Annotated in this window: 27 protein-coding genes; 4 read left to right on the top strand and 23 right to left on the bottom strand. The window is 32.0% G+C overall.

All coding sequences use genetic code 11. The features are described from left to right. Positions 1 to 11: 11 nt before the first annotated feature. From BB050_RS01645 to BB050_RS01635, 3 genes are all read right to left on the bottom strand, one after another. On the bottom strand, positions 12 to 455 hold the full coding sequence (locus tag BB050_RS01645) for a hypothetical protein (protein ID WP_066032357.1): 444 nt from the start codon (positions 453 to 455) through the stop codon (positions 12 to 14). 56 nt (positions 456 to 511) lie between these two features. Then, the gene (locus tag BB050_RS01640; protein WP_066032356.1) at positions 512 to 1,012 is read right to left on the bottom strand and encodes a hypothetical protein; all 501 of its coding nucleotides are present in this window, start codon (positions 1,010 to 1,012) and stop codon (positions 512 to 514) included. 201 nt (positions 1,013 to 1,213) lie between these two features. Next, positions 1,214 to 1,567: a hypothetical protein gene (locus BB050_RS01635; RefSeq protein ID WP_066032355.1), complete on the bottom strand. Its 354-nt coding sequence runs from the start codon at positions 1,565 to 1,567 to the stop codon at positions 1,214 to 1,216. 139 nt (positions 1,568 to 1,706) lie between these two features. Here BB050_RS01635 and BB050_RS01630 point away from each other — a divergent pair, with 139 nt between their 5' ends. Beyond that, a complete protein-coding gene (locus BB050_RS01630; RefSeq protein WP_066032354.1) occupies positions 1,707 to 2,030 on the top strand; it encodes a hypothetical protein in 324 nt (107 codons plus the stop codon). 438 nt (positions 2,031 to 2,468) lie between these two features. On the opposite strand, the gene BB050_RS01625 is transcribed toward BB050_RS01630, so the two are convergent. Beyond that, on the bottom strand, positions 2,469 to 3,017 hold the full coding sequence (locus BB050_RS01625; RefSeq protein ID WP_066032353.1) for a hypothetical protein: 549 nt from the start codon (positions 3,015 to 3,017) through the stop codon (positions 2,469 to 2,471). Between the two features lie 344 nt (positions 3,018 to 3,361). Next, positions 3,362 to 4,801 (bottom strand): hypothetical protein, encoded by a 1,440-nt coding sequence (locus BB050_RS01620; protein ID WP_066032352.1) that lies wholly within the window; start codon positions 4,799 to 4,801, stop codon positions 3,362 to 3,364. A gap of 393 nt (positions 4,802 to 5,194) precedes the next feature. Here BB050_RS01620 and prfA point away from each other — a divergent pair, with 393 nt between their 5' ends. After that, positions 5,195 to 6,271 carry a peptide chain release factor 1 gene (gene prfA / locus BB050_RS01615; RefSeq protein ID WP_008462336.1) on the top strand — a complete coding sequence of 359 codons (1,077 nt, stop codon included), beginning with the start codon at positions 5,195 to 5,197 and terminating at the stop codon, positions 6,269 to 6,271. A gap of 305 nt (positions 6,272 to 6,576) precedes the next feature. Here the strand turns inward: prfA and BB050_RS01610 are convergent, their stop codons facing one another. The 11 genes from BB050_RS01610 to BB050_RS01565 form a co-directional block, all read right to left on the bottom strand. Then, the gene (locus tag BB050_RS01610; RefSeq protein ID WP_008462337.1) at positions 6,577 to 6,954 is read right to left on the bottom strand and encodes a hypothetical protein; all 378 of its coding nucleotides are present in this window, start codon (positions 6,952 to 6,954) and stop codon (positions 6,577 to 6,579) included. 28 nt (positions 6,955 to 6,982) lie between these two features. Next, on the bottom strand, positions 6,983 to 7,342 hold the full coding sequence (locus tag BB050_RS01605; protein ID WP_008462338.1) for a hypothetical protein: 360 nt from the start codon (positions 7,340 to 7,342) through the stop codon (positions 6,983 to 6,985). A 48-nt stretch (positions 7,343 to 7,390) separates the two neighbouring features. Then, positions 7,391 to 7,675: a YtxH domain-containing protein gene (locus BB050_RS01600; RefSeq protein WP_008462340.1), complete on the bottom strand. Its 285-nt coding sequence runs from the start codon at positions 7,673 to 7,675 to the stop codon at positions 7,391 to 7,393. Positions 7,676 to 7,731: 56 nt separating this feature from the next. Beyond that, positions 7,732 to 7,884: a lmo0937 family membrane protein gene (locus BB050_RS21705; RefSeq protein WP_111365189.1), complete on the bottom strand. Its 153-nt coding sequence runs from the start codon at positions 7,882 to 7,884 to the stop codon at positions 7,732 to 7,734. 37 nt (positions 7,885 to 7,921) lie between these two features. Further along, on the bottom strand, positions 7,922 to 8,569 hold the full coding sequence (locus tag BB050_RS01595; RefSeq protein ID WP_066032351.1) for a porin family protein: 648 nt from the start codon (positions 8,567 to 8,569) through the stop codon (positions 7,922 to 7,924). A gap of 37 nt (positions 8,570 to 8,606) precedes the next feature. Further along, complete coding sequence (locus BB050_RS01590) at positions 8,607 to 9,176, bottom strand: DUF4142 domain-containing protein (RefSeq protein ID WP_066032350.1); 570 nt, start codon at positions 9,174 to 9,176, stop codon at positions 8,607 to 8,609. A gap of 134 nt (positions 9,177 to 9,310) precedes the next feature. Further along, positions 9,311 to 11,098 (bottom strand): CHASE3 domain-containing protein, encoded by a 1,788-nt coding sequence (locus tag BB050_RS01585; protein WP_066032349.1) that lies wholly within the window; start codon positions 11,096 to 11,098, stop codon positions 9,311 to 9,313. A 13-nt stretch (positions 11,099 to 11,111) separates the two neighbouring features. Next, entirely contained in the window at positions 11,112 to 11,561 is a 450-nt protein-coding gene (locus tag BB050_RS01580; protein WP_008462348.1) for a response regulator, read from the bottom strand. A 21-nt stretch (positions 11,562 to 11,582) separates the two neighbouring features. Beyond that, complete coding sequence (locus BB050_RS01575; RefSeq protein WP_008462349.1) at positions 11,583 to 12,134, bottom strand: helix-turn-helix domain-containing protein; 552 nt, start codon at positions 12,132 to 12,134, stop codon at positions 11,583 to 11,585. Between the two features lie 158 nt (positions 12,135 to 12,292). Next, complete coding sequence (locus BB050_RS01570) at positions 12,293 to 12,478, bottom strand: CsbD family protein (protein ID WP_008462351.1); 186 nt, start codon at positions 12,476 to 12,478, stop codon at positions 12,293 to 12,295. 146 nt (positions 12,479 to 12,624) lie between these two features. Continuing rightward, positions 12,625 to 13,098: a Dps family protein gene (locus BB050_RS01565; RefSeq protein WP_008462353.1), complete on the bottom strand. Its 474-nt coding sequence runs from the start codon at positions 13,096 to 13,098 to the stop codon at positions 12,625 to 12,627. A gap of 288 nt (positions 13,099 to 13,386) precedes the next feature. Here BB050_RS01565 and pyrF point away from each other — a divergent pair, with 288 nt between their 5' ends. Together pyrF and BB050_RS01555 are read left to right on the top strand one after the other, a co-directional pair. After that, positions 13,387 to 14,214, top strand: a complete 828-nt coding sequence (gene pyrF, locus BB050_RS01560; RefSeq protein WP_008462356.1) for an orotidine-5'-phosphate decarboxylase — start codon at positions 13,387 to 13,389, stop codon at positions 14,212 to 14,214. A gap of 150 nt (positions 14,215 to 14,364) precedes the next feature. Continuing rightward, positions 14,365 to 15,165, top strand: coding sequence for an ABC transporter substrate-binding protein (locus BB050_RS01555; RefSeq protein ID WP_066032348.1), 801 nt, complete (start codon positions 14,365 to 14,367; stop codon positions 15,163 to 15,165). A gap of 1,281 nt (positions 15,166 to 16,446) precedes the next feature. Here the strand turns inward: BB050_RS01555 and purU are convergent. From purU to BB050_RS01520, 7 genes are all read right to left on the bottom strand, one after another. Then, entirely contained in the window at positions 16,447 to 17,301 is an 855-nt protein-coding gene (purU, locus tag BB050_RS01550) for a formyltetrahydrofolate deformylase (protein WP_066032347.1), read from the bottom strand. Between the two features lie 105 nt (positions 17,302 to 17,406). Continuing rightward, positions 17,407 to 18,126 carry a DUF4197 domain-containing protein gene (locus tag BB050_RS01545; protein ID WP_066032346.1) on the bottom strand — a complete coding sequence of 240 codons (720 nt, stop codon included), beginning with the start codon at positions 18,124 to 18,126 and terminating at the stop codon, positions 17,407 to 17,409. Between the two features lie 142 nt (positions 18,127 to 18,268). Beyond that, positions 18,269 to 18,832: a hypothetical protein gene (locus BB050_RS01540; RefSeq protein WP_066032345.1), complete on the bottom strand. Its 564-nt coding sequence runs from the start codon at positions 18,830 to 18,832 to the stop codon at positions 18,269 to 18,271. A gap of 28 nt (positions 18,833 to 18,860) precedes the next feature. Continuing rightward, complete coding sequence (locus BB050_RS01535; protein WP_066032344.1) at positions 18,861 to 19,283, bottom strand: cytochrome c oxidase assembly factor Coa1 family protein; 423 nt, start codon at positions 19,281 to 19,283, stop codon at positions 18,861 to 18,863. A 125-nt stretch (positions 19,284 to 19,408) separates the two neighbouring features. Then, positions 19,409 to 20,272 carry a hypothetical protein gene (locus BB050_RS01530; RefSeq protein ID WP_066032343.1) on the bottom strand — a complete coding sequence of 288 codons (864 nt, stop codon included), beginning with the start codon at positions 20,270 to 20,272 and terminating at the stop codon, positions 19,409 to 19,411. Between the two features lie 101 nt (positions 20,273 to 20,373). After that, positions 20,374 to 20,721, bottom strand: a complete 348-nt coding sequence (locus BB050_RS01525) for a hypothetical protein (protein WP_066032342.1) — start codon at positions 20,719 to 20,721, stop codon at positions 20,374 to 20,376. A 197-nt stretch (positions 20,722 to 20,918) separates the two neighbouring features. Then, positions 20,919 to 22,496: a L,D-transpeptidase family protein gene (locus BB050_RS01520; RefSeq protein WP_066032341.1), complete on the bottom strand. Its 1,578-nt coding sequence runs from the start codon at positions 22,494 to 22,496 to the stop codon at positions 20,919 to 20,921. Positions 22,497 to 22,616 lie beyond the last annotated feature (120 nt).

Here is a 22,616-nt window from a genome sequence, read left to right as displayed (position 1 = left end):
TGTATAACATTTTATTTTTCTAATTCAGCTTTAAGTTTATTTACTATTTCCTTTTCAAATTCTCTTTTCACCATTATATTTTTAAATAAACCTAATTCCTGATTAACCAACTGCCAGCCTGTTTTTCTGCTTTCGTGTACCGCCAAGAGAGCGAAGTCTGTTCCGTCATCAACAGAAGGTCTTGTCCAAGCTTCTATTCTTTTGCCATGTAAATCAAAATAAATGTTGTGCCAATAATCGGTAGTATCCTGATCTTTTAAATCAAGATTTGTAAGATTCATTTTTTCCAGAGCATCAAGAATTTTCTTTTCAGAACATCTAATGTAATAGGTTTCTGCATAAGGATATGTTCCCGCAGCATAAAAATGAAATATAGAAAAAAACGAAATTACCTTATAAGAAATGAAAAGAACTACCACGATAACTGCAATCAGTTTAAATTTGGATTTGGTCATTTAAGTTTTTTTATCGGAATTTGTATAGCGTTTAGGGCACAGATTGCAAATCCGCGCTATCGGTTTTTGTTAATTCTTTGAAGAATATTATTTGCACTCTCAATAGTTAACCAATCAATGATTCTTATTGTCTTAGAACCTTTTTTAAAAGCAATAGAATAATTTGATTTCGAAAATAAAGAGTTAAATCGAACGTAGTATTTAGTCTTTTCAATTCCCAGATCTAAAATGCTGATTTTTTCAATTTCAGAAACTTGATATTCTTTTGGTTTATTGAAAAGACGATTTTTATTAGTGATTTTTATTTTTTCTGATGAAATTTCTAAAACAACTTTGCCAAAAGTATTCCATAACCAGATATTAAGGAATAAGATAAAGAATCCTAAAAAAGGAATTAATAACGTAATATAACGTAAAATTGAAAGCAGATAAGTATCTTGAGCTGACGCAATGGGCAGAAAAATAAACATTGCAAAAATCAAAATTAAAAGACCAAAAGGTAGAAAGATTGCAAGGAACCAGTTCGCTTTATTTTTAATTGTTATTATTTCTGTCATTTAATTTTATGAGTTTGATTGTTTGGTTTGCGTTCACGAGCGAGACGCTCGCGTTAGCTGAGGATTGACTTTTTAAATTATTTGTATTGTGTCTTGCTGTTACAGCACGGATTGCAAATCCGCTATCGGGTTGTATAAAAAACAGGATATTACAAATCCTTAATTAATTCACTTGGATGAATTTTTAAAGCTTGTGCAATTTTACTCACACAACAAAGTATCAAAATCAACATGAAGTTGACTTGTATCTTGGTCAATATTAACCCAATTAAAATTTCTTAAAACATAGGCATTTCCTCCATCAATTTTAACCCATTCATCGATTCCTTTAGCGGCATTTGTCAAATCGTTTTTTGGAGTCATTCCAATGGGAGCAACATAGCTTCTGTTTTTTGTTAAGGGTTTGCAATTACTTGTTTCTATTTCTGCTTGTGTAATATATTTTGATTTGGTTAAAGTCGGAAGTGTGTTATGTACTTGAAGTGGAGACATTGAAGTACAAGAAGTAAGAAATAAAATCACTCCAACAAGATTTAGTTTGATTAGCTTATTCATTTTGGATAGGTTTAGTTTTTTCAAATATAAGATATTTCGCGTAAGTTTTAAATTCGGTTGTATACGCCTGATTGTTTACAATCACTTAAAAACAATTCGTTATTTCTAATTTCGTTTTTGAAATAAAAAACAGAAAATAATGGAAGCACAAAATAAAGAAAGAGCCGAAGAATTGTTAAAATTAATAAATAAAGGAAGCTACTTCAGCAAACTAAAACCAGAGCCAAAAGAAACCAACTCGTTTACAATACCGCTAAAAGTATCTTCTTATAACGAATTAAATCTAATGGTTTCAGATTTGCTAAAAGCAAGTTTAATTTTGCTTAATCCTGATGCAAACGGTTTGTCGAGTTTTACAAAAGACAATAATGTCAATGTAATGACTTTGCTTGAAATTGCCTTGCAGTTATTGCCAGAAGATGAAATGGAGTTGTTGGATGATTTGTGTAAAGCTCAGTTGTGAAATTATGATGTGAAAAAACGTAAGAAGTTTTTTAGATTTTTGCGCATATTTTTTATTTCCACATTAAAATAAAATCAAGTAAGTTTTCAATAAAAATTTTGAGCCAATTTTTCTCTTTTGGTTTAGTCTCGTTCATTTTTAAAAATTGTTATAAATTAATTTTTTGATTGTTTTATTACTTCTCGTTGCTGCGCAATCCCGAAAGCTTTCGGGACTGACTTTGCGCCATTTTTGCTATAGTTAATTTGAAAACAGAAACGTCTCAAAGTCTCTGACTTTACTTCAATCGTGCTTATAAAAATAATCATTTTAGAATGATTCGTAAAAAGTCGGGAGACTTTTGAGTGGATTTCGAGTTTTTAAGAAACAAAAAAACGCAAAGTCAGAGACATTTGCGTAGCTTTTCAGTTGAAGACTTCGTGGAGCGGGCGGGCTATTTTATTCTGATTTCTTTTTTAAAATTAACAGAATAATAAAAAGCGGAATAATAGAAAGATAAAAGTATATGTGCAAAACAGCATTCGTTTTCGCCCTTTCAAACTCTCTTTCGTTTCCCAAAAAAACTTCATCATTAATAGTGTTTCTCCACACTTTAATTGGTTTTATATTTTTGTTTACATTGTAGATGTCATCAAAGAAGTTAAGATTCATTCCTGTAAATCTTAATTCTTTTTTCTTTGCAGAATGTAATAGATTGCCTCTAATTACTGTGATGTCTTTAGAAGTAGATTTTCCTTGACTAGAAGATGTTTCTATGTCAATAAAAACGGAATCTATTACAAAAATCTCTTTTTTGAGGTATTTTTCAGGATTCTCAAAAGCTTTATGATTTTCAAAAGCTCTTGCAAAAGTTCCTAAAATATCCTTGTCTGCAATGCCATGCACTAGCATTGAAACAAAAATAACGAGCGAAAATATTAAATGAACTAATAATACAATTTTGATAATTTTGTATTTTTTGAAGAAGGGATGGTTTTTTAGGTTCATTTTAATTATTTAACTGCTAGCTATAGCAAAAAGTATTTTTTTTGTTTATAAATATATGAAAAAAGGCACGTGATTTTGTGGCTTTTTGTTTTTACTATTTTAATTGTGTTTCACTGTTGCGGGTACAGATTGCAAATCCGCGCTATCGAGTTTTCGGGTTTCTAAGAAACTAAAAAAACACAAAGTCTGAGACGTTTGCGTAGCGTTTCAGTTGAAGACTTCTTGTAGCTGGGGACATTTGCGTAGCACTTGTGAAGCAACATTTCGTGGAGCGGGAGAATTCTTCGCGGAGTTCTAGGCTGAGGACAATATCTTAAATACGTTGTTTTAGGCTGGATTGTAATTTATACAAATCCAAAGGCTGATGTGTTTCCATATTTTATTACAGGAATTTTAATATGAATTTTTTCTTCGCCTTTAATAAGATAATTTTCTAAATACCATAGAGAGATACCCATTTGAGTTTTGTCAAAAGTTAAAATTGGTGATTTTAGTTCAGAGTTTTCTGTTTCCCATTCAAAATCTACTTCAACTCCAATTTTTAAAAATGTGTCATCTATTTTTATAAAAAAATCTTTTTTGTCTCGAGGCTTATAATTGAGACTCATTTTTCCTTGTGTTTTTCCATTCTTAATTACAACTTGACTCAAGCATAACTCTTTAAAATCAATTAGATTGACTTTGTCTAAAGAAAAAATTTTCCCTACTTCATTTACTGGCTTATTACGCAAGCTTGAAAATAATTGAGCATCTTCCTGAAGTACTCCTATAATAGTTTTGCTTACTGATGTTAGTTTTAAATTTGAATGTGAAGTTTTTATTTTAAAACAATCAATAGGAATATTAATAGCATCATAATTATTATTTACGCTCACTAAAGAAACATTCTCTAAACTACAAACATATTCTTTTACATCTTGAGAAAAATCTATTTTGGAAATAATAATAAGATCTTCATATTCTAAATTATTGAAAAATTCTTTGAATTTTCCAATATTTGTGACGTAATCTTCAGTTATTAATTTAACCAATATTACCTTTTTACTTACTATGTTAGTAATCTTAAATTCTGTTTCGTCAAAATTATTAGATTTTGAAATAATAGATTCCTGATCTATTGAAGTTTTTAGTAATTCATAACTATATCTAAAAAAATCTGTTGCAGGTAGTGTATCATGTGAACGAAGTTCGAATAAAAATTTAGATGGATTATAATGTATAAATTCTCCAGTTTCGTTTTTTCGAAGAAATTCTATTTGCAAACCGTTCCATATAAATTGATGGTTATAAAAAATATCTAGAGCAACTTTATTCGAAAATAAATTTGGTGCTTCAAGAATGTTCGCTCTCCAAGAAATATTTAAACCTAATTGTGAAAACAAAAATTCAGCAGCTTTCTTGGAGACTTCTAAAAAATCAACTATTCCATATTTCGAATGCTTAACAACTATTTTATTTCTAATGAAACGAAATGTATCATCGTCTTTTCCTTCAAACAGCGAACTTATTGATAATTTATTATTTCGTTCTTCATTACCTAACGATTCATGTTTTGTGGCATCCGCAATATCAACAATAATATTGTATTCAATAGAGTTTTTGATCGTTCGTACAGATTTTTTTCCAGCGATTTCAGGGAAATGGCTCAATCGAACAGCTAGATCTTCTGCCATTGTAATGAAATCAGAAATATTAGAATCTATTGAAATTTGATTTATTAATTCGGAATTTAATTTTTCCCATGGACGAATTATACTAGTTGCAAATCTTAAGTTTAAGTTCATACATTGATTGTTTTCGTAAAGTTTCTTTAGTCTTGCTTAAAAAAGATGTTTATATGCGTAAAAAAACTCATAAGTTTGTCTTATTTAAATACATGTAATATTTAATTTACTAATGTATAAATAAAATATTATAAGCAATCAAAAGGGCTTTTGTTTATGAAACTTTTTTGTGTTGTCTTATGTACTTTGAAAGTAAAATGCCCTAGCCCTGATAGTAGCGGCATCCTTTTTCTTGCTTCTTTAGCAAGGAAAAGATAAAGCGGATAGCAGGAAACAGCTCCTGAAAACAATCATAATTCCACTAAATATTCAACTTATATTCCCCAAAAAATGAACACTAGAATTTTCGATAAAAATTTTGTAATTTTGCCGTCCAATAAAAGGAATTAGAAAATGTTAGATAGACTTCAATATGTAAAGCAGCGTTTCGATGAGATTTCGGATTTGATTATTCAGCCGGATGTTATTTCTGATCAAAAACGTTATAAGCAGCTTAACCAAGAATATAAAGGGATAAAAGCGCTTGTTGAAAAGAGAGAAGAGTACATCATAGTTTTAGCAAACATCGACGAAGCAAACGAAATTATTGCTGACGGAAGTGATGCTGAAATGGTGGAAATGGCCAAAATGCAATTGGATGAAGCAAAAGAACGTCTGCCAGAATTGGAGGAGGAAATCAAATTTATGCTTATTCCTAAAGATCCTGAAGACGCGAAAAACGTTATGGTGGAGATCCGCGCCGGAACGGGTGGGGATGAAGCGAGTATTTTTGCAGGTGACTTGTTTAGAATGTACACGAAATATTGCGAATCTATGGGATGGAGATCATCTGTTGTAGATATGAACGAGGGTACTTCTGGAGGTTTCAAAGAGATTATCTTTGAAGTTACAGGAGAAGATGTATACGGAACTTTGAAGTTTGAAGCGGGTGTTCACCGTGTACAGCGTGTTCCGCAGACAGAAACTCAAGGACGTGTGCATACATCGGCTGCAACGGTCATGGTTTTACCAGAAGCTGAGGAGTTTGATGTTCAGGTAGATATGAACGATGTTCGTGTAGATTTCTTCTGTTCGTCTGGACCTGGAGGACAGTCTGTAAATACTACGAAATCGGCTGTACGTTTAACGCACATTCCAACAGGTTTGGTGGCACAATGTCAGGATGAGAAATCGCAGCACAAGAATAAAGATAAAGCTTTGATGGTATTACGTTCTCGTTTGTACGAAATGGAATTGGCCAAAAAGCAAGAGGAAGATGCTAAAAAACGTAGTTCTCAGGTAAGTTCTGGAGACCGTTCGGCTAAAATCCGTACGTACAACTACGCGCAAGGACGTGTAACCGATCACCGTATTGGTTTAACGCTTTACGATTTAGGAAATATCATGAATGGTGATATTCAGAAAATCGTTTCTGAACTTCAGTTGGTTAATAACATGGAGAAATTGAAGGAAGCTTCTGAGGTTTACTAACGTAAACTTCTTAGATGCTGAGATTCTAAGATACTAAGTTTCTAAGCTTTACTTTAACACATAAAAAAACAGCATCACTTTGTGATGCTGTTTTTTTATGATTTTGAGTTTCAATAATAAAATAAGATTCGAAGAATCTAAAACTTAGAAACTTAGTGTCTTAGCATCTTAGAAGCTAAAAAAACTATACTCCTAAAAATACTCTCGTATATTCAAAACATTTATATAGATTCGAGTAAACGTATACACCATTTTTTATTACTATTTCGCTAAGCTTTTCCATAATAATTAAATTAAGTTAACAATTACTCTCTTGATGGTTCATATTGAGAATCTTCTTCTTCATCTTCAGAAGATTCATGATGAGGTTTCGAAACCAGATTGGTGACAATGAGCTGAACGAGAGAGCCCAAAACGCCTTTGAACATCGAATCGCCTTTTCCGACAATAAATCTTTTGGCCAGATAACCAATTCCGATACTGATTGCCGATTGCGCGATATGGCTTTTAAAACCAACCGTTTCGTTGATTTCTTCAACCGTATTTCTAATCAGATTTATCGGCTTTAAATTGTCTTTAATTTCGTCGATATGGTCTTTTATAGCGCACCATTCTTTATCTTGGCGAACTTCTAATTCCTCAATTTTTCGATTTAATTGATCAATATTGTAAATGGCTTCCATAGTCTTTTATGTTTATTAATAAATTAAATCAGTTTTTTGTTTCTTTTAGAATGCTGGAGATAATTGTATTTCCAATTGGGGTTTTTATCAATTTATGGTGTGATTTTACCACCACAATCACTAAAATAAGATAGAATAGTGCCATGATAAAAAAGCCGTAGTAATACTCTCCAAGTTCTTTTCCAATCCATAAACTAATCCCGATGTTTAAGAACAATGTAAAAAATGCAACAACAATACCAATCGCTATCTTTGAAGCCAATGATGAAGCACCATCAGCAACAGAACACACTGTTTTTAGTTTTAATAATTCTAAACTTGTTTTAGCATAGTTTTCTGCTTTTTCATAAAGATTTAAATTCTCGTTTGTTGTTGCATTTGGTTCCATGATATAAGGTTTTATGGTTTGAAAATTTCACTAATCAATAGATTGCTATTAATAGTTTGATTTTACTGTTTTAGCATCGTCTTTCAACGTGTTGTAATCTTCTTTAACTTGGTTAAGTTTAGATTTTCCTTCTTCGATAATTTCTTTACCGTTTGAAGTAATTGTGTTTACGATGCCATCAAATTTTGATTTCAAGTTATCACCATAATCTCTTGATTTATCTTTGATTTTTTTTCTTGTGTTTGATCCTTTGTCTGGTGCAAATAAAACACCTATGAATGCTCCCGCCGCTGCGGCTCCTAAAATTCCTAAAATTGTGCTACTAGTTTTCATAATATTTAATTTAATGGATTAATATTTAATAATTTGTTGATTTAATAGTTGTGATTTTAAACTTCTCGACCTTTAATTAGTCGAAGCAATACGGCAATAATGGCAATTACGAGCAAAATATGGATAATGCTTCCGAAACTGTAAACAAAGAACCCAAGAGCCCAAAGTATTACCAGAATCACTGCGATGGTATATAATAAGTTTGACATGGTTTTTTATTTTAGCGGTTAATAATCAATTTCTTGTTTAGTTTAACTTATAAGAAAGGTATAAGGTCAAGTTGCTGTTTTTTGCATCTGGCACTGTGTAAGTTGTCCCAGCAATAGTTCTTTCTTTACCAACAGTTGTTAAACCATAGTTGTAACGTAATCCGACACTAATTGGGCTAAAATCTACTCCAATACCTGCTGAAATACCGGCATCAAATCTTGCTAGATCATCTGCATCAATTTCTTCATCAAAATCGAAAGTTCCATCTCCAGTTACCTTAGAACTTACTAAATACGATGCGTAACCACCCGCGTGAATATTAAAATTTTTGGTTACATTTACTCTCACTAAAAGTGGAAGTTCGATATAGTTTAGTTTAAATTTTGTGTTTCCGCTTGCAAAAGCATTGCTATATTCTAATTCTGCTCCTTTTGTGGTAAACAAAAGCTCTGGCTGGATGGCAACAAAATCTGAAATAGGAAGTGTGGCGTAAACCCCAGCATTAAATCCGTATAAAATATTGTTGTCATCTACATCATCTCCGCTACCATATAGGTTGGACATGTTGAATCCTCCTTTTACACCGAACTCGGTATTTACATTATTGTCCTGAGCGTGCAGCATTCCGAATGATGCTGTTAAAAAAAGTGTTAAGGCGCATAAAAATTTGGCTTGTAATTTCATAGTTAAAAATTTAGTTAATAGATAATTAATTAGGCATTTATTCATTTTGTTTTTTTATTCGTTCAGTCTCTCGTAAGAGCCTGTATTGTTGTGGCAAAAAGCGAAGTACCAGTTCTAGAATTTCTTTATCGTTGGTTTCTCTAGAAATTGTCTCGAGTAACTCAATCTGGTCACAAATTGCTTCTGTCATTGCATCTAAATAGATATTGTTAAAGTCATTGCTGCTGGCATCAATAAGGTTGTACAGGTCTCGTTTGTGCGTGGCATTTATTTCAGTAATGACAATGAGCTTTGATGTCGCCATTTTGGTAATTTCCTCCAATAATTGATTTTCTTGAACTTCAATTCTTTTGCTTAATTCCTGAACAATAACATCTGAACTTTTTTTCTGTGCAATTTGACTTTTAGAAATAATTGATTTGCTAATATTCGCCGTCGAAATAAAAAAGAAGACTTCTGTTTCTTCTCTGTCATTTTTTGCAAAAGCTTGATTTTTAAAATTGTTTTCAATCGGATTAATTTTTCTGCAAGACGTCGCGCATAGTACTAATACGAATAAGAAAAAGACTCTAAAATATGCAGCCTTTAAAGAGGGAATTGCTTTCATTATTACTTCCTAAAGTATTACATTACAAAGATGCTAACGAATGAAAGATTTTACTTTACAGCATAAAAAAGAAACGTTATATAATTCCCATAGTGGATTTATATAACGTTTTTTATGTGTTTTTTTAATGAGGTTTAATCGGGTAGAAACACTGTAAACACTGAGCCTTTTCCTAAAATACTATCGGCTGTGATATAGCCTTTATGGTTTTCGACAATCTTCTTGCAGATCGCCAATCCGATTCCGGTTCCTGGATAATCTGTTTTGGAATGAAGACGCTGAAAAAGAATAAAAATAGTTTCTTTAAACTGTGGATCGAATCCCATTCCGTTGTCTGTAAAAGTAATTTTGTGGTACTTCTTTATAGACTGTTCTAATATTTCTGGATAATCGGCAGAATTTACTTTTTCGCTCGAAATAGAAATTTCAGGATTTACATCGGGCTGACTGTATTTTAATGAATTTCCAATTAAATTAATGAACAGCTGTTCGATCTGATACGGAATAACAGAAAGCTTCGGAAGTTTGCCAATACGCTGAATCGTAGCTTTCTTTTCTTCAATTACTTCACCCAACTCAGATTCGGCATTATCCAAAAGTTCATTCAGATTCATTTTGATGAATTCCTTTTTGGTCGTATTGGTTCTTGAAAATAAAAGAAGATCGTCTATTAAAACACGCATTCTTTTTGCCGAACTTTCTATTTTGGTAATGTAATTTTTACCGCTTTCAGACATAACTTCTTTGTCGGCACTCGAAACTCTCGAAATGAAAGTTTGTATTTTTCTAAGAGGTTCCTGTAAGTCGTGGCTTGCCACATGGTTGAAAGAAGCTAGTTCTTTGTTGCTTTTTTCGAGTTCTTTATTTCGTTCCTGAAGTTCGATATTTAGAAGGTGCTCGTCTGTAATATCAAAATTGATTCCCAGCAAAATTTTACTGCCTTGCTGATCGGTCACCAATTTTCCCGTTGTTTTAAAATAACGAACTTCAAAATCTGGACGTACAATTTTATAATATACAAACGGAAGATGTTTCTTTTCTACAATTTCGTCTATTGCCTTGGCAACAGATTCTTTGTCGTCCGGGTGAACATATTTGATAAGTGTTGCTTTGTTAGGAGCAAAAGATTTTGGCTCAAGGCCTAATAATCGGAATTGGTTGTCTGAAAAATCAATTTTATCAGAATCCAAATCCCATTGCCAAGTGCTGAATTTACCGATGTTTTCAGATTCAGAAATTAAACCGCTAGAAATAAGAAGTTTTTTATTGAATACTTTCAAACGTTCAAAATCGCGGCTAATTTGGCGGTAAGCCAATAAAATAAAACTCAAAGCCACCAAGAATAATGAAATCGAAAACAGCGGACTCAAAGAGATTTCGGAGTCGTAAATTTTAAGTCGTTTCTTTAAGAAATCTTTCTCGATATCGTTCATTTCGTCAACCTTAAAACGGATATTTTCCATTAAGATTCTTCCGCCAAACATATGATTGTCCAGTTTTCTTTTATCGTATGTTTTAGGATCGCTGTATTTTAAACAGTTTTCAAAAGAAATAAAACGTTGGGTAATGAGCTTGAAGAGTTTCTGAAGGTTTTCCTGCTGCTTAGGATTATCAGCAGTTAGTTTTTTTAAGGTAATAAATGAAGTATTTACCTTGTCGCGAGAATAAATATAGGGAGTTAAAAAACGGGCATTGCGGGTAATGATGTACCCGCGCTGACCCGTTTCTGCATCTTTAATAGCCGACATTAATCGTTCGAGCTGTATGTTGATTTCGTAAGCATGCATAACCAGTTTGCTCGATTCGTTCAAGTCCTGATTATGTTTGTAAGCAATTGAAGAAAGAAATAACAGAATGAAAACTGCGATTACAAAAATAACTCTCAAAGAGTTTGAAGAATTAAAATTTGGTATCCACTTCATTGTTGGTATGCTTTTATTTTAGTCGCAACAAGAAATTATCACGGTTTAAACCAGAAGTATGATAATGCCAGTTTACAGTCACAACCTCATTAATTATTTTTTTGAGCGTATTGAAATCGCTTGGCTTTTTGATGTAAATATTGGCTCCTTGAATAAAGGTATCTTCGATATCTTCTTCAGAGGAAGACGTGGAGTAAATGGCAATAATTATATCTTTTAAATGATCCGTTTTTTTGATTTCAATTAAACACTCTTTACCTGTTTTCTTAGGCATGTTTAAATCTAGAAACAAAATATCTGGAAGTTTATTGTCTGGGTTCATTAAATGATCCATAAGTTGCATACCGTCATGAACAAAACTTACATTTGTTTGTATCTTTATTTCTTCAAATGCATCTTTAAAGAAAAGACGGTCATCTTCATCATCATCGGCCAATAAAATGTGTAATGCGTTTTTTTGCATTTTTAATGTGGTATTTGGGTTTTATTTTAAATTTTCTCTTCGTTTCTTAATAATTCTCTGAAAAGCAGACGGAGTAATTCCGGTTGTGTTTTTAAACTGCGTACTCAAATGCGCCACACTCGAGTAGTTGAGTAAAAAAGCAATTTCGGTTAAACTCATTTCGTTGATAATAATCAATTGTTTTGCTCTTTCGATTTTCTGTAAAATGATAAAGTTTTCTATAGAAGAATACGTTACTTCTGAGAAAACATTCGATAAATATCCGTAACTGTGATTTAGTTTTTCTGCCAAAAATACAGAACTTTTGTAATTATTGTTATCATCCATAAATACAAGTTCAATAATAGCATCTTTTATTTTTTGTACTAATACACTTTTTTGATTTTCAACTACTTCAAAACCGCATGGAGCCAATTTAGCTTTTAAATTCTCCAATGCTTCGGCATCCAGATTGTCTTCAATCTCAATTTCGCCAAAACCTAGAGTAGTAAAATTTACATTGTTTTGTTCCAGATTTTGTTTTAAATAAAGAGAGCAAATGGTATTAATGTCGAACTTTATAAATAGTTTCATTTTATAGAAATTTGGTTAAAGATACTTATTTTATTTGGTGTTTTTGCTTTTAAATGATATAGAATTACAAGTAAATGTGATTTTAAAATAAAATTTTCAAAAAAATACCGTCTAATATTTTGTACTAGACGGTATTTCCCTGATTGAGTTGCAAGGATTTACAATTCTGACAGGATTTGATGAAATTCTTCTTTTGTTTTTCCCAGTTTCTGCTGAAGTCTTCCATACATTTCGTCTTCTTTTCCTTCAGCAAACATCAAATCGTCATCTGTTAACTCAGCATATTTTTGCTTTAGTTTTCCTTTCAACTCGTTCCAGTTTCCTTTTATTTCAGTCGTATTCATGATGTCTTTTTTAGTTTTTTTGTTGTATTGTAAAATTGCAAATTTTCTATTAGCCTCTTGTTACATTTATTTTTCTGACTGTTGCATAATTTTCACTTCAATCCGAAAGTAAAGTATAAATTAACAGTTAGATAAACCAATAACGATTATACTTGGTATCTTCTAAGAATCCAAGCCATTTTTTCGTGTTCTTGCAGCAATCCTGTTACAAAATCCGCAGAACCGGCATCGTTAGTTTCGTTTTCAAAAATCGGAATGTAGCTTCTAAATTCTGTTACCAGCTGTTCGTGGTTTTCTAAAAGTTCAGAAAGCATATTTTTTTGAGAAGCATATTCTTTTGGAGATTCTTTAAGAGTAGAATTGTCTATAAACTCCTTCATTGTCCCTATTGTTTTTTCTCCCAATTGATTAATGCGTTCTGCAACTTCATCAATTTGGGCTTCAAGAATGCGATATTGCTCTTCAAACAATTTATGCAGTTCCATAAAACTATTTCCAGAAATGTTCCAGTGAAATTTTCTTGTTTTTACATACAAAGTCATTTCGTTTGATAAAATTGTAGCTAAGATAGAAGCGCTTTTTTTTAAGTTTTTCGGTGTGATTCCGATATTTGGGCTCATAATTGTCTTTTAAATGGTTTATTTCAAAGTTACTTTTGGTTACAATTTTTTTATTACACAATTTTCTATTGATTTTATAGAATTTAATGTTGGCATAAATAAATATTCTCACAGTGAAGCCCGAAGGGCGCAAGGGCTTAGACTCCGCTCAGCCTGACAACAACAACTAACCACCAACAATTAGCAATTACCATCAACCACCAACCACCAACCACCAACAATTAACCACCAACCATTAACTCATTAACCATTATAATTTGTAATTTTGCCGCACAAGAAAAAAAGAATATGACAACACAACAACTACACGAACAAATTCTTCAAAAAAAATCATTTTTATGCGTTGGTTTAGATCCTGATCTGACTAAGATTCCGCAACATTTATTAGAAACCGAAGATCCTATTTTCGAATTTAATAAAGCCATTATTGATGCCACTCATGATCTGACTGTTGGATACAAACCAAACACCGCTTTTTTTGAGGCATACGGAATAAAAGGGTGGATGTCTCTGCAAAAAACAATTAATTATATCAACGAAAATTATCCTGATATTTTTACGATTGCAGATGCAAAACGAGGTGATATCGGGAATACTTCAAGCATGTATGCCAAAGCTTTTTTTGAAGACCTTAATTTTGATAGTGTAACCGTTGCTCCTTATATGGGAAAGGACTCTGTGGAGCCTTTTCTAGCTTTCGAAAATAAACACACCATCATGCTAGCTTTGACTTCAAATGAAGGAGCTTTCGATTTTCAAACTTTAAATACAAACGGAAAGGAATTGTACAAACAAGTTCTAGAAACTTCTAAAACTTGGAAAAACAGCGAAAACCTAATGTATGTTGTTGGTGCAACCAAAGCAGAATACTTTACAGAAATCAGAAAAATTGTTCCAGACAGTTTCTTATTGGTTCCAGGAATCGGTGCTCAAGGCGGAAGCTTATCTGAAGTTTGCAAATATGGAATGAATGATAAGGTAGGTCTTTTGGTAAATTCTGCAAGAGCTATTATTTACGCTTCAAAAGGAACCGATTTTGCTGAAAAAGCAAGAGAAGAAGCTTTAAAAGTGCAGCAGGAAATGGCTGAGATTATTGGTTTGAAGTTGCAGGTTTAAAGTTTGCTTTGAACATAATTTAACCGCAAAGTTCGCAAAGAGTTACGCTATGAGCGCAAAGCTTTGCGAACTTTGCGTAAAGAAACCTTGCGAACTTTGCGGTTAAAAACCACAAGCCCAAATAACTTGAAAACAAAAAAGACTTGAAACATGAAACAATTAGCAGACCAGCTTGGTACTATTCATACTTTCGAAACAGCTCCAAAACGAATTATTTCTCTTGTTCCTTCGCAAACTGAATTATTATATGATTTAGGTTTAGAAGAAAAAATTATCGGAATAACGAAGTTTTGTGTCCATCCGTTTCATCTTAAATCTATCAAAAAGATTGTTGGCGGAACAAAGAAAATTCACTTCGAAAAAATAAAGCTTTTAGAACCAGACATTATTATCTGCAATAAAGAAGAAAACACGCTTGAGATTGTAGAACGGTTAAGCGCAATTTGTCCTGTTTGGGTGACTAATATTGTTTCTGTCGAAGATAATTTCCAAATGATTTCAGATTTTGGACAATTATTCAATTGCAGAACCGAAGCTCAGAAATGGAACAACAAATTAGCTTTCGCCTTGAGCGATTTCAAAAATTATATAAAGGATATAAAAGAAAAGAAAGCAGCCTACTTTATTTGGAAAAATCCATATATGGTAGCTGGAAATGAAACTTATATCAATGAGTTGCTTAAACTGAATCATTTTAAAAACATCTACGAAGATAAAGGTCGCTATCCTGAAATCGAATTAAAGAAAATGCGTTTAGAAGGTGATCCTGATATTGTTTTTCTTTCTTCTGAACCTTATCCTTTTAAAGAAGAAGATGCTTTCGAAATAGGAAGATTTACACATCACGCCAAAACTATTTTTGTTGACGGCGAAATGTTCTCTTGGCACGGCAGTAGATTGCTAAAAGCTTTTTCGTATTTCAAATTACTGCACGAAAGATTGAAGAATTAGCTTTTTGTTTCAGTTTCAAGCTTCAAGTTGTTGAGAGTTTAACCGCAAAGAACGCAATCCCGATAGCTATCGGGAACGCAAAGTTCGCAAAGTTTTTTAGACAAAGCTTTGCGAACTTTGCGTTTTTATACAAACTTCTTGAGAAAAAACTTTGCGTTCTTTGCGTTAAAATTATTTTCAAAGTGAAGCAACTTGAGGCTTGAAAGTTTAACCGCAAAGAGCGCTAAGATTAACGCAAGGTTCGTAAAGTTCGCAAAGTTTTTTAGACAAAGCTTTGCGAACTTTGTGTTTTTATACAAACTTCTTGAGAAAAAACTTTGCGTTCTCTGCGTTAAAACTATGTTCAAAGTAAAGAAACATGAAACATGAAACAAAATAAACCCAACTTTCACAAATAAAGAATGCCGACATCTCGAAGACGCCGGCATCATTTAACTAACCAAAACCAAAATAATAAATAACCAGTTTATTACAGTACAAATATCCGACATATATTAATCTTATGCTGTTAAGGTCTTGTTATTACTTTGTTGGATATAAGTTAATGTCTAAAGCTTGCAGTAAAAACAGTTGTTTCAAGTTTCAGGTTTCAAGTTGTTGTAGCATATGCATGCACGGAATAAATGCAAAAGTTTAGACATTTCAGACAGTCATAGGAATAAAATTTTTTTTTAAAGCTTTCGAAATTTAAAACTTCTTTTATTAAAAAAGCTTTGCGCTCTTTGCAATAAAACTAAGCGTATAGCTTTGTAACTTGAAACAAAAAAAATTGAAACCTGAAACAAAAGACTATAAAAAAAGAATGCCGGCATCTCGAAGACGCCGGCATCATTTAACTAACCAAAACCAAAATAATAAATAACCAGTTTATTACATTACAAATGTCCGACATATATCAATTTTATGCTGTTAAGGTTTTGTTATTACTTTGTTGGTCATACGTTAAGATTTGAAAAATAGCTGTTTTGAGCTTTGTGCAACGAAAAATAATTTTTTATTATTATAATACAATAACAATCAATTTTGTTTATAAATGTGCTAAGGATAAGTCTCGGTATATGATAAAATGTTAAAAATCAATGAAATAGAATCAAGTGAAAAATTAACAACTGTAGCATAAACTCCCTTTTTTGACAATGAAAAAGAGTCAAATAAGAAGTTATGGATTTGTTTTTCTTGCCAACTTTTGAGCTTATAAAAAGAAAACCCGACAGATTTTAAAACCTGTCGGGTTTATTATATAAAAGAACTCAGAAACTGAGTATCTCAGAAACTTAAAAACTAAGAAAAAACAACTGTCTTATTGCTATAAACCATTGTTTTTCTTTCAGCATGCAGTTTAATGGCTCTTGCTAAAACAATGCGTTCCAAATCACGGCCTTTCATGATGAAATCTTCTACAGAGTGAATATGAGAAACACGTGCAATATCTTGTTCGATGATCGGACCTTCATCCAGTTCTTCTGTTACATAGTGGCTTGTTGCACCAATAATTTTTACGCCTCGTTTAAAAGCCGAATGATACGGTTTTGCACCTGGGAAAGCAGGTAAGAATGAATGGTGGATGTTGATAATTTTATTTTCGTACAGTGAAATCACTTTTGGAGTTACAATCTGCATGTAACGCGCTAAAACGATAAAATTGATTTGATATCTTTTTAAAAGCTCAATTTGCCTTGCTTCACCTTCTTCTTTATTGTCTTTTGTAAATGGAACATAGTGAAACGGAATGTCAAAACGTTCAGCAATAGATCGCAAATCATTATGATTGCTTATAATCATCGGAATTTCAACACCCAATTCATCAGCACTGTAACGTCCTAAAATGTCAAACAAACAGTGGTCGTACTTAGAAACAAACAAAGCCATTTTAGGTTTCTGCTCCTGATTGTACAAATCCCAAGACATATTAAAATCGGCAGCAAGCGTCTGGCTGAATTCTTCTTTTATGGCTTCAATGCTATTGCCTTGATTGCTAAATTCACATTCTAAACGCATAAAAAACACATTTTGCTCCACATCAACATGTTGGTCAATATAAGTAATGTTTCCTTCTACTTTAGCAATAAAAGTAGTCACTGCAGCGATAATTCCTTTTTGGTCTTTGCAATGAATAAGTATGGTAATTTTTTGCATTACGGTCTTTTGGTTTTGGTTAGTTGCAAAGTTACAAAGGATCAAAGTTGCAAAGGTAGTTTTGTCCCTTTGTAACTTTGTTCCTTTGAACCTTACAAGAAAAAACTATTTTCCATCCTGCATTGCAAAAACCTTTTGTAATAAAGGCGTTGTTCTTGCAGTAATATTATTTCTGATTTCTTTTTCTTCAACAGCAATCATTTTAAAAACACCAGACAAAGCTTGATTGGTTGTATAATCAGTCAAATCAGGATTTACTTTTTTTACTAATGGAATAGTGTTGTATTTTGTTATAATTTTTGTCCAGACAGCATCTGCGCCTACTTTTGCAAAAGAGTTTTTTATTACTGGATTAAATTTGGCATATAATGCAGTTGTGGTACTGGTTTGCAAATAATTTGTTGCTGCATTGTCACTTCCTAAAAGAATGTTTTTAGCATCTGTAAAAGTCATGTTTTTTACTGCGGTAACAAAAATCGGAGTAGCTTCTTTTACAGCATCCTCTGCGGCGCGGTTCAACATTTTGATTCCTTCATCTGCAAGAGAGCTCAATCCCACTTTACGTAGAGTTGCATCTACTTTTTGTAATTCTTCAGGCATTAAAATTTTTACAGCTTCGTTTTTATAAAAACCATCTACGGCGGTTAATTTACTTACTTGTTGTGTAATTCCTTTATTTAAAGCCTCTTTTAATCCGGAAGCAATATCAACAGTTCCAGTGGTTGGAATCTGGGATGCGATTTGTGGCAATTGATTTAAAGTCTGTTGTACCTGTGCGCACGAAATAAGAGAAAATGTAACGGCTAATAGTAAAATCTTTTTCATTATGGGGGTTTTGTTTAAGTTTCAAAAATACTACTTATTCAAAAATAACGCCACAATTTTATTTTAAGCAAACTAACATTTTGTTGTAAACTTAACATAAGAGGATTTAGCGACTTAGAACCTCCTTTTTTTCCATCTTAATTTATGGCCATCCCATTCGAATATTATCTTGCCAGTAGGTTTTACTAGAAATATAAACGGGTTTTGAAAGTATTATAGGTTTATTATGAGCATCAAAATATTGAACTCGAATGATTTTTTCATTAGAATCATCTTTCATATCAATGTTTCCTTCAGCATCATCAATCAGTTTCTTTTTTTGGAGATACAAGTAAGGTTTTTCGACAATATATTCAGTAACAGCTTCTCCGTTTAGTTTTAAATTACAATCAATCAAATTTCCGTTGCTGTCAAGCGATTCAATTCTTCTCAAATAATTATTTTCATAATAATATATTTCAAAGGCAATCCTACAAGATCCTAGTTGAAGTTTATTGTTTTGCAATCTAAAACGCAGTATTTGGTTTTTGGCATTTGTAAATTCAATAGAGCCATTTCCCTCTGCATTAATATCATTGTGTAATATTCTAGCAGGTTTTGAGAACCGTTTGATTTGATTGGGGTAAACGTGATAATTTTCGGCAGATTGTGCGAAAGAAGAAACACACAGAAAAAGTCCTAAGAATAGACTAAAAAAAGATTTCATTTATAATTTTTATTAGGGCTATAGATTTTTATGGCTGCAATAAATCTATTTTTTCATTTGTTTTTTCAATATAGACAGACATTTCACTGTATTTCCATTTTCCTCTTTTTTCACCAACAACAAATAATGTTGCTTTGCCCTTAGGGCCTTTTATCGGAACTTGCACATCGCAAGTTCTAACATTATTGGAAGAAGTGACACTTCCAGAAACGAGTCCGTCTGTTTCTATTGGAGATCCGAGCCTCTCAACTACTAATTTATTATTTTGTACTGATGTCATAGATTCTTTATAAGCCTCAGAATCTTTTAATACGGAAGTTACTTCATAGAAAATTCCCCCAATAAATAAAGCGACTAATATTATAAGAGTTAAGCATCCGCTTGGAATAAGCCATTTCCAGTTTCGGCTTAACCAGCTTTGTTTTGCTCTTAAATCGTGAGAATCTTCCATGTGTCAGAGGTTTTAAGTGAAATGACTAAGCTAAAATAACTATAATATCTGTTGGTTTTGAGAGTTTTATATAAAAAAAACTTCTTGTAGTTCCAAGAAGATTTAGAAATTATAAATGTTTAAGATTATTTATTGCTAAAGGCAATTTCTTCAAGTGCTATAGGATCACTTATAGCTTTTGAAACTTCTTGTTTTCTCATATTGTCATTATCCCCTGTTCCAGTGCTTAAAATTAGCTTTTTAGGAATTATTGGTTTTTTTTCGAAAATTGTAGCATATAATAAAACAGCCTGTAAAAACCCGCCATCATTTAAAAAGTGGCGTGTATTTAAACCGTAGCAAAGGTTATCTCTATTGTTTTTTAAATAATTGTAGCCATTCTTACCACTATAAGCATCTTTAACAGCATCGCCAATCCTTAATAATCCTGCATTTTTTATAAATGCAGTGGCTAAAACTGTATTTCTGCGTAATTCTTTATAATAATTGTTGTAATCTGAATCTTTATAGGGCAGTGGAGTCATGTTTTGGTACACGTAAATCGCAACATCTGGACTGTTTTTGTGTATTTTTTCAGCGAGCATTTTTAGATTTGATCTGAATTTTTCAATATTTTTTAACGCGATTGATGTTGACTCTTGGAGTACAACATAATCATAATAATTTCCATCCTTATCAATATTTGAGAAATTCTGATTAGCTTCTGTTTTATTTGTAATATAAACTTTATCTAAACCTACTCCCATTGTGGTTAACTGTTGAATGTTTATGTTTTGATTATTAGCATTGCAAAGTTCTTGCAATAAAGTAGGAGCACTAATAAAATATTCAATTTGACTATTTCCAATAAATAATATACGAGGTGGTCCTATTGCTTTTGGTGCTTTTGGTTTCCTATTGCCATTCGACGCAATTGAATTTTCAGATGTAAAATTATTGCATGAGTTAAAAAGGACTGAAATAGAAAGAATTAAAATGCATTTTTTCATTGTAATTTTTATTAAAAAAAGATTTGCAAATCTCTTTTTAAAGCATCACCGTATGAGCCTCAAAAGGCTTTTAAAATATCATTTTAAGACAAAAAGGTATTTTACTGCAAGTATTGTAAATCAGGACAATATATGGGATGGTTCTTTTTTAGCTCGTTTAATATATTTTGAGTATAATCTTTTCCTCCTTTCACTAAGTAAAATAAAGATTTTGCCACATAAATCGGTGTGTATGGAAAAATGCGCCAGCTTAAAGACAGATTAAGAAAAAAATGTTTTATAGCATATTTAAAAGTGCCTTCATTTGGGCGAATAAAATAGACGTTGGGTTCTTTAGTTCTTTTTACCATTTCAGAAACAATAAAAGGAAACATGATAAATTTTCCTCCTTGCTGAATTAAAACGTTTATTTCAAACAATGTGAGTCCTTCGATATTATTTGTTTTCATAATAGTTTAGTTTTAAACATTTATAAAAAAAATGGAACTGAATTATATTACAAAATAAATACGATTCTAATATTGCAATTGCCTTTAAAAGATTTAAGAATAATACTTTACGGTATATTTGAATTGAGGCTAAAATAGAAAGAGGGAATCTATCAAATATACTTTCGATAAATTCCCTCAAAAATTATTGGCGTAAATTATTGATTTACAGTTGCTGCGTCAGGAAGTACTTCACGATTTAGATCGGCGTCTTTTTCATATACATCCTGAAAGAAGCCAATTTCACCTTTTTCATTTACTAATGAAGTAAAATACGTAATGAAAATAGGCACTTTTTTAGACAGCTTAAAACTGTTTTCTACTTTACCCGCCATAGCTTTGTCGATTTTTGCTTGAGTCCATTCTGGATAATCTTTCAGCATGGCCACAGCAAGTTCTTTCGCCATTTTTACATTAATGCATCCGTGGCTGAAAGTTCTTTTTTCAAAGTCAAACAAAGTTTTAGATGGCGTATCGTGCATATAAATATCATCAGGATTTGGAAACATAAATTTTACCAATCCTAAAGAATTGTCTGGTCCTGGTTTTTGTCTTACTTGGCCGTTAACCATCTCCATATTTTTTTCTGCAAGATAATTTGGATCTGCAGCAATTTTAGATCTTAACTCATTTTGCACAATGCTTTGAGGCACTGTCCAATATGGGCTGAAAACAATTCGGTCAATTTCTCCATTAAAAATCGTGGTTTTAGTCAAAGGCGCTCCAACAAATACAGGAGAAGTTAAAACTACTTTTCCGTTTTTAACATAAAACAATTCATAAGAAGGAACGTTAACCAAAACATATTCGTCGCTCGCAGCAATTTTAGCCGAAATTTCACGACATCTTTCCATGTTAAGTTTTAAAGTGGCAACCTTGTCTTCAAGCGGAATATTCATTTCATCAATATGTTCTTGAGCCAAGATATAATTAGGTTTAAATCCGTTGCGGACTTTGTATTTCATTACAGCATCCATCAATTCACGATCATAAACTTTGCTTTTAGAATCGGTTTTTAAATCTCCTAATAAGTACAAGCGAGTTCTAACCTGTGAAATGGTGCTTGAAACTGCATCTGGACGCAACTCTTTATATGGAGATTCTTCTGGAACAATAGGTTTGTATTTGCTGGATTTCTCTAATCTTTTGTATTTTTTCAAAGCATCCTGCAATTTGTAATACTGATCAAATTCAACTTTTTCATTTGTTGCAACTGCTGTTGTTTCTTCTTCTAATGTGCTATAGTTTAAGAAATCTTTCAGCATGGCATCATAAGCAATTCTTTTTTTATCAGCATTATTTTTCTTAGTGTACAATACATACAATGAACTTAAAAGCATATCTGCATCCGTTTGAGAAAGAGTGCTTTTATCTGATGAAGCGCTAAACAATTGATCAATTTCTTTTTGATAAGGAATGATTAAGTCATTTGTTTTTTTTGCTTTTTCATACAAAACAGAACCAAACTCGTTAATTTCATCTTCGTCAAACCAAATAGTTCCAAGCGTTCGGTTTTTATACAACGACATAACTTCAGATTTATATTTTTTCAAATCAGAATATCTTTTAAAGAAGTCGTTCGAAATTTCGTTTACATCATCTGAATTATAGTAAACGGTTGAATGATTTGAAGCTTTTGTATCCTTATATATGAAATCACTTTTTTCAAAACTGTTAAAAGAAAATACAAAAAAACTCAAACCTAAAATTACGGTGAATGAATAAAATGTTCTCATTTTTTTAATTTTTACGTTATTACTTTTCTATGTAAGTTTTTAGGTAAAAATTTGGGGCTTTTCTACACTGCTAAATTAATTTAGGAAGGCTCAAAATATGTTTTCTGATTTTATTTAAAT

The sequence above is a fragment of the Flavobacterium anhuiense genome, from assembly GCF_001705175.1.
In the GTDB taxonomy this organism is placed as follows: domain Bacteria; phylum Bacteroidota; class Bacteroidia; order Flavobacteriales; family Flavobacteriaceae; genus Flavobacterium; species Flavobacterium anhuiense.
The sequence above is the reverse complement of the archived record's forward strand: the minus strand, read 5'-3'. Positions and strand labels throughout refer to the sequence as shown.

Bases quoted from the DNA above. Each gene is read 5' to 3' on its own strand.
- prfA (WP_008462336.1), top strand. From the start codon at position 5,195: ATGTTAGATAGACTTCAATATGTAAAGCAGCGTTTCGATGAGATTTCG.
- BB050_RS01525 (WP_066032342.1), bottom strand. From the start codon at position 20,721: ATGAAAACAAATAATATCGAAGGACTCACATTGTTTGAAATAAACGTT.
- BB050_RS01595 (WP_066032351.1), bottom strand. From the start codon at position 8,569: ATGAAATTACAAGCCAAATTTTTATGCGCCTTAACACTTTTTTTAACA.
- BB050_RS01580 (WP_008462348.1), bottom strand. From the start codon at position 11,561: ATGCAAAAAAACGCATTACACATTTTATTGGCCGATGATGATGAAGAT.
- BB050_RS01530 (WP_066032343.1), bottom strand. From the start codon at position 20,272: ATGAAAAAATGCATTTTAATTCTTTCTATTTCAGTCCTTTTTAACTCA.
- BB050_RS01555 (WP_066032348.1), top strand. From the start codon at position 14,365: ATGAAACAATTAGCAGACCAGCTTGGTACTATTCATACTTTCGAAACA.
- BB050_RS01610 (WP_008462337.1), bottom strand. From the start codon at position 6,954: ATGGAAGCCATTTACAATATTGATCAATTAAATCGAAAAATTGAGGAA.
- BB050_RS01585 (WP_066032349.1), bottom strand. From the start codon at position 11,098: ATGAAGTGGATACCAAATTTTAATTCTTCAAACTCTTTGAGAGTTATT.
- BB050_RS01620 (WP_066032352.1), bottom strand. From the start codon at position 4,801: ATGAACTTAAACTTAAGATTTGCAACTAGTATAATTCGTCCATGGGAA.
- BB050_RS01545 (WP_066032346.1), bottom strand. From the start codon at position 18,126: ATGAAAAAGATTTTACTATTAGCCGTTACATTTTCTCTTATTTCGTGC.
- BB050_RS01635 (WP_066032355.1), bottom strand. From the start codon at position 1,567: ATGAATAAGCTAATCAAACTAAATCTTGTTGGAGTGATTTTATTTCTT.
- BB050_RS01575 (WP_008462349.1), bottom strand. From the start codon at position 12,134: ATGAAACTATTTATAAAGTTCGACATTAATACCATTTGCTCTCTTTAT.
- BB050_RS01535 (WP_066032344.1), bottom strand. From the start codon at position 19,283: ATGGAAGATTCTCACGATTTAAGAGCAAAACAAAGCTGGTTAAGCCGA.
- BB050_RS01640 (WP_066032356.1), bottom strand. From the start codon at position 1,012: ATGACAGAAATAATAACAATTAAAAATAAAGCGAACTGGTTCCTTGCA.
- BB050_RS01630 (WP_066032354.1), top strand. From the start codon at position 1,707: ATGGAAGCACAAAATAAAGAAAGAGCCGAAGAATTGTTAAAATTAATA.
- BB050_RS01590 (WP_066032350.1), bottom strand. From the start codon at position 9,176: ATGAAAGCAATTCCCTCTTTAAAGGCTGCATATTTTAGAGTCTTTTTC.
- BB050_RS01645 (WP_066032357.1), bottom strand. From the start codon at position 455: ATGACCAAATCCAAATTTAAACTGATTGCAGTTATCGTGGTAGTTCTT.
- BB050_RS01605 (WP_008462338.1), bottom strand. From the start codon at position 7,342: ATGGAACCAAATGCAACAACAAACGAGAATTTAAATCTTTATGAAAAA.
- BB050_RS01565 (WP_008462353.1), bottom strand. From the start codon at position 13,098: ATGAGCCCAAATATCGGAATCACACCGAAAAACTTAAAAAAAAGCGCT.
- pyrF (WP_008462356.1), top strand. From the start codon at position 13,387: ATGACAACACAACAACTACACGAACAAATTCTTCAAAAAAAATCATTT.
- BB050_RS21705 (WP_111365189.1), bottom strand. From the start codon at position 7,884: ATGTCAAACTTATTATATACCATCGCAGTGATTCTGGTAATACTTTGG.
- purU (WP_066032347.1), bottom strand. From the start codon at position 17,301: ATGCAAAAAATTACCATACTTATTCATTGCAAAGACCAAAAAGGAATT.
- BB050_RS01625 (WP_066032353.1), bottom strand. From the start codon at position 3,017: ATGAACCTAAAAAACCATCCCTTCTTCAAAAAATACAAAATTATCAAA.
- BB050_RS01540 (WP_066032345.1), bottom strand. From the start codon at position 18,832: ATGAAATCTTTTTTTAGTCTATTCTTAGGACTTTTTCTGTGTGTTTCT.
- BB050_RS01600 (WP_008462340.1), bottom strand. From the start codon at position 7,675: ATGAAAACTAGTAGCACAATTTTAGGAATTTTAGGAGCCGCAGCGGCG.
- BB050_RS01520 (WP_066032341.1), bottom strand. From the start codon at position 22,496: ATGAGAACATTTTATTCATTCACCGTAATTTTAGGTTTGAGTTTTTTT.
- BB050_RS01570 (WP_008462351.1), bottom strand. From the start codon at position 12,478: ATGAATACGACTGAAATAAAAGGAAACTGGAACGAGTTGAAAGGAAAA.